Source organism: Kitasatospora sp. NPDC090308, from assembly GCF_044769485.1.
Classification (GTDB): domain Bacteria; phylum Actinomycetota; class Actinomycetes; order Streptomycetales; family Streptomycetaceae; genus Kitasatospora; species Kitasatospora fiedleri.
Window position 1 is genome coordinate 1 of the sequence record NZ_JBIVXY010000038.1, and the last position, 5,187, is coordinate 5,187.

Below are 5,187 nucleotides of genomic sequence, written 5' to 3' on the forward strand. Positions count from 1 at the left end.
CGACGATCTTGGCGGAGGTGGTGGCGCGGCTGGGGGCGGCGGCCGCGTTAGAGCTTGCGAAGTCCACTGAGGACCCTTTCGAGCAGCGTGACGTCGGGCTGGTTGCCGGATTCGCCGCCGGCTGCGGGCTGGTGGATGGCGACCAGGCCGGCCTCGGCCAGGTCCGCCACGAGGATGCGGGCCACGCCCAGCGGGAGGCCGAGCAGCGCGGAGATCTCGGCCACCGACTTCACGTCGGAGCTGCACAGCGCGCAGATCCGCTGGTGCTCGGGCAGCAGGGTGGCCATCCGGGCCTGGTCGACCGCGGCGGAGACCAGGGCCTCCAGCGCGAGTTCGTAGCGCGGCCGGGTGCGTCCGCCGGTCATGGCGAAGGGCCGGATCAGCGGCTCGGCGTCCTCCTCCTCGTCGGCGTACTCCTCGACGTGGCCGGGCTGCTGCTCCTCGTAGCGGTGCGGCAGGCCGGGGTCGGGGAACGAGTCGGCACCGGGGTGGGCCTGGCCGTATCCGTCCGGCTGCTGGTACCAGCGCGGATCGGACTGCGGGGGCAGGTACGACTGGCCACCGTTGAACTGCGGCGCGTACTGCGGCTGCTGACCGTGGCCGACGCCGGGAACCCCGAAAGCGTCGTGGCCGGAGCCCGCGTACGGGGCGCCGTACTGGCCACTGTGGTCGGGCGGTGTCACGGTTCATCTCCTCAAAGGGTGCGGCGGTGCGTTGCTGGCCGCGTCGCCGGGGAGCGCCGTGGCCGGTGGTGCGAAGGCCGTACAACGCCCGGTCCCGAGGCCGCCGAAGCGACCTCGGGACGGGCAATGAGGTCTTTCGAATACCAGGACGGTATCCGACGAACCGTCAGTGCAGGAGACTGCCCTGGAGTTCGGCCCGCAGCGCGGGCGTCAGGACCGCGCCGGCGCGGTCCACGAGGAGGGCCATCTCGTAGCCGACGAGACCGATGTCGGAGTCCGGCGAGGCGAGGACCGCGAGCGCGGAGCCGTCGCTGACCGCCATCAGGAACAGGAAGCCCCGCTCCATCTCGACCACGGTCTGGGTCACGTCGCCGCCCTCGAAGATGCGGCTGGCGCCGGAGGTCAGCGAGGTCAGTCCGGAGGCGACGGCGGCCAGCTGGTCGGCGCGGTCCCGGGGGAAGCCCTCCGACATGCACAGCAGCAGACCGTCGGCGGAGACCACCACGGTGTGGGACACCCCGGGGGTGTTGTCCACGAAATTGGTGATCAGCCAGTTCAGGTTCTGTGCGGCCTGGCTCATCTGGGTCAACTCAACGCTCCTGCTGGTTCGAGCCGCCGAAGAGATCGGTGCTGCTGTTGTGCGGTTCATCACCGTACGCCCCCTGGTCGGGGTCGATCCGGAAACTACCGGTGGTACCGGGGTCGCCGCCGGCCTGGCGGCCCTGCTCGACGCCGCGGCGCAGGTTGGTCAGGCGGCCGCGGACCTCGTTCGGGTCCCGGGAGACCTGCGGCCCCTCCTGCGGGGTGGTCCGGGCGTTGCCCGGCACCAGGTTCTGGCGCGGCACCCGGCGCGGCAGGCCCGAGGGGGTCGTGCCGGCCGAGGAGGGCTCGCGGAGCTTCTCCGCGCGCTGCCAGCCGTCGTCGTTCGGCGACTCCCACTCGCTGGGCGCCGCGGTCGGACCGGTCGGCCCGTAGCCGCCCAGCGCCGACACGTCGTGCCCGCGCGGCTCGGCCGACGCCGAGGTGTCCTTCGCGCCGGTGAACCAGTTCGGGGACTCGCCGTCCGCCGCCCGGCCCGCGCCGCCGCCGCCCGCCAGCTGCTGGCCCGGCCGCCGCTGCGGCAGCGCGCCGCCCGGCTGCTGCTCCGCGGCCGGACGGGCCGGCGGCAGGGCCGGCAGCTCCTCCGCGGGGTACGGGTGCCCGGCGGGCTCCTCGTAGCCGTAGTCCTGCTGCTGGTACTCGTCGGCGTACTGGGCCTGCGGGTACTGCCCGTCGGCGTACTGCTGCCCGTCGTACTGCCCGTCGCCGTAGCCCGGCTGGTACGCCTCGGCGTACTGCTGCTCGTCGCCGTAGCCGGCCTGCTGCGGGTACGGCCCGGGGGCGTACGGCTCGTCGGCGTACTGCGCGGGCGCGTACGGGTCGGCGGGGTAGCCGTAGGCGTCGCCCTGCGGGGCCTGCTGCGGCTCGAAGGGCCGGCCGTAGGCGTCCGCCCCGGGGCGCCGGTACGGGTCGTCCTGGGGGCGCTGGTAGCCGCCCGCGTCCGGCTCCGGGTACTGCTCCCGGTAGCCGTCCTCCGGGTGGCCCGGCTCGCCGTAGGGCGACTCCAGGACCTCCGCCTCCATCGGCTCCTCGGCGGCGCTCGGGCCGGCCTCCAGGGCGGCCCGGCGGCGCTCCTCCAGGCGCTGGGAGCGCTGCATGGACTCCAGCGCGGGGGAGAAGCCGTTGCCGGGCACGGCGCCGCGGGCGGGCAGGTGGTCGTCGAAGCCGAGTTCGGCGGCGGTGCGCTCCTGGCCCTCGAAGGCCCACTCGGCGGCCGGCTCCTGCTCGGCGAAGATCCGGGAGACCGTGAACTCCTCGGCCTGCGGCTCCGGCGCCATCATGCCCAGCTGGGTGAGCTGCTGCGGCAGCATGACCAGCGAGGTGGTGCCGGCCGACTCGCCGGAGGGGCGCAGCTGCACCCGGATGTCGTGCCGCTGGGACAGCCGGCCGACCACGAACAGGCCCATCCGGCGGGAGATGGTGGCGTCGACGGTGGGCGGCTCGGCCAGCTTCTCGTTGATCTCGGCGAAGTCCTCGGCGGTCAGGCCGATGCCCTTGTCGTGGATCTCGACCAGCACCCGGCCGTCCGGCAGCCGGGTCGCGTTGACCAGCACCCGGGTCTGCGGGGAGGAGAACGAGGTGGCGTTCTCCAGCAGCTCGGCGAGCAGGTGGACGAGGTCGGTCACGGCGGGGCCGACCACGTCGGCCTCGGGGATGCCGGCCAGTTCGATCCGCTCGTAGTGCTCCACCTCGGAGGCCGCGGCGCGCAGCACGTCGACCAGCGGCACCGGGGTGTTCCAGCGGCGGCCGGGCTCCTCGCCCGCGAGGACGAGGAGGTTCTCGCCGTTGCGGCGCATGCGGGTCGCGAGGTGGTCCAGCTTGAAGAGGTTCTCCAGCTGGTCCGGGTCGGCCTCGTTGTTCTCCAGGTCGGTGATCAGCGCCAGCTGGCGCTGGATCAGGCCCTGGCTGCGGCGCGACAGGTTGGTGAAGATCGCGTTGACGTTCCCGCGCAGCAGCGCCTGCTCGGCGGCCAGCGAGACGGCCTGCTGGTGGACCTGGTCGAAGGCGCGGGCGACCTCGCCGATCTCGTCCCGGCCGTGCAGCGGGATCGGGCTGACCGAGGTGTCGACCCGTTCCGGGTCGGTCTTGGAGAGCTTGTCGACCAGCTCCGGCAGGCGGTGGTTGGCGATGTCGAGCGCGGCGGTGTTCAGGGTCCGCATGCCGAGGATCATCGAGCGGGCGATGTAGCCGGTGAGCAGACCGGCCAGCACCAGCGAGGCCACCACGATCAGCGAGTTGAGCACCCAGTCGGTGAAGGCCCGGTCCTTGATGCCCTGGGCCTCGCCGACGACCTGGCCGAGCAGGTCGGTCTCGGCGGAGCGCAGCGCGCTCATGTGGCTCTTGGTGGCCTGGTCCCACAGCGGGCGGGTCAGGCCGTCCTTGCCGACCTGGTCGATGATCTTGGCGGCGTTGTCGCCGCCGGCCGAGGTGCTGGACAGCTGGCCGGCGTAGGACATGCCGACCGCGAGCAGGCCGTCCATGGTGGGCAGGCTGTGGCCGTCGGGCATCCGCAGCGGCAGGCGCTGGTCGGCGGTGGCCTGGTCGACCAGGGCGTCCGAGTAGACCTTGAGCTCGGCCTCGTCGGAGGCGGTGTTGAACTCGCTGAGCGCGGTCTGCTCCAGGCGGGAGGCGACCACCAGCGACTGGATCAGGTCCTCGCCCTCGTGGCCGTCCACGCCGCCGACGCCGAGGCCGACGAGCAGCTGGAGCATCAGCGCGCGCTGGGTCGAGGCGGACGCCTTGGCCAGCGACATCGCGTAGATCGCGCGGCCCTTGGAGGTGACGTTGGTGGAGCCGAAGCCGACCGAGTTGTCCACCGCCAGCAGCGGCGCGAAGATCAGCGAGTAGGCGTTGGCGGTCGCGGTCGCGAACAGCTCCGGCTTGTACGCGTTGGCGCGCAGGTGCGGCAGGTACGCCGCCGCCGCCTGGAACTGGTCGTTGCGGCGCGCCATGGTGGCATCGCCCTTGATCGCGTGGAACGCGTCGTTGTAGCCCTTCAGGGCCTCGTCGGTCTTGTCCCGGAGCTTCTTGACCTCGCCCTGGTCGCCCTGCCCGGTGAGCAGCGGCACCAGGGTCTCGTCGCGCTCCTGCTCCAGCGCGTCGGCCAGCTTGGTGGCGGCGCTGGCCAGGTTGGCGATGCGCACCGCCCGGTCGGCCTGGTTGTAGTCGTCCAGCGAGGTGTTGACGCGCAGGCCGCCGAAGACCAGCGCGATGATGACCGGGATGACCAGGATGGCCACCAGCCGGGTCGGCACGCGCCAGTTCAGCGGGGACAGGAAGTCGTACCGGCCGCCGCGGCGCGGGGCCTCCTCGGCGGGTCCGGGGCGCGCGGCCGGCTCGGTGGCGGCGGGGCGGGTCTGCTCGGCGCGCTCGCGCTCCCCGGGCGCGGTGAACGCGGAGAACTGACCGGTGGTCGGGCCGCTACCCGGGTCCTGCTGGCGGGGCTCGGAGCGCCGCTGAGGGGTGACTGGCTGCTTACGCCTCACTCGACAACAACCTCTCGACCGACTGGCGGCCATGGATCTATCCGGCGGCTACCCCCCGGCGGGCCGCGGCCCGCGTGGGTCCTACGGGGTAGCTGGAATTCCAACACGAGCCGGTGGGCCGGACAAACGGCCCCTCCGCCCCGAGCGCCAGGGGTGGAAAACGGACATAACTGGTTGAAATCCCGCAAAGTTCAAGGTCATTGGCGCGGACCGGGTTCGGACGGCTACGCACGGTCAGACCGGCCCGGCAAATGCCTACCGAACTGTTACCGGGGGACGCGAACCATTCCTGGCGCGCGCCCCCCGGCCGGGTCGGGCCTTCATCGGAGTCGGGCGAGGAGGGCGTGTTCGACGAGTGTGATGAGGGCGCTCTTGGCGCTGTCGCGGCGTCGGGCGTCGAGGGTGATGATGGGGATCTC

3 protein-coding genes and 1 pseudogene are annotated in these 5,187 nt (G+C 72.7%); all 4 read right to left on the bottom strand.

Annotated elements, in window-relative coordinates:
• Window positions 1–47 precede the first annotated feature (47 nt).
• Window positions 48–683 (bottom strand): DUF742 domain-containing protein, encoded by a 636-nt coding sequence (locus tag ACIQVD_RS34150; protein ID WP_100836247.1) that lies wholly within the window; start codon window positions 681–683, stop codon window positions 48–50.
• Between the two features lie 166 nt (window positions 684–849).
• A complete protein-coding gene (locus ACIQVD_RS34155; protein ID WP_014138208.1) occupies window positions 850–1,263 on the bottom strand; it encodes a roadblock/LC7 domain-containing protein in 414 nt (137 codons plus the stop codon).
• A gap of 10 nt (window positions 1,264–1,273) precedes the next feature.
• A complete protein-coding gene (locus tag ACIQVD_RS34160) occupies window positions 1,274–4,768 on the bottom strand; it encodes a nitrate- and nitrite sensing domain-containing protein (RefSeq protein WP_400694232.1) in 3,495 nt (1,164 codons plus the stop codon).
• A 320-nt stretch (window positions 4,769–5,088) separates the two neighbouring features.
• Window positions 5,089–5,187: pseudogene (locus ACIQVD_RS34165) on the bottom strand (ATP-binding protein); the annotation flags it as partial.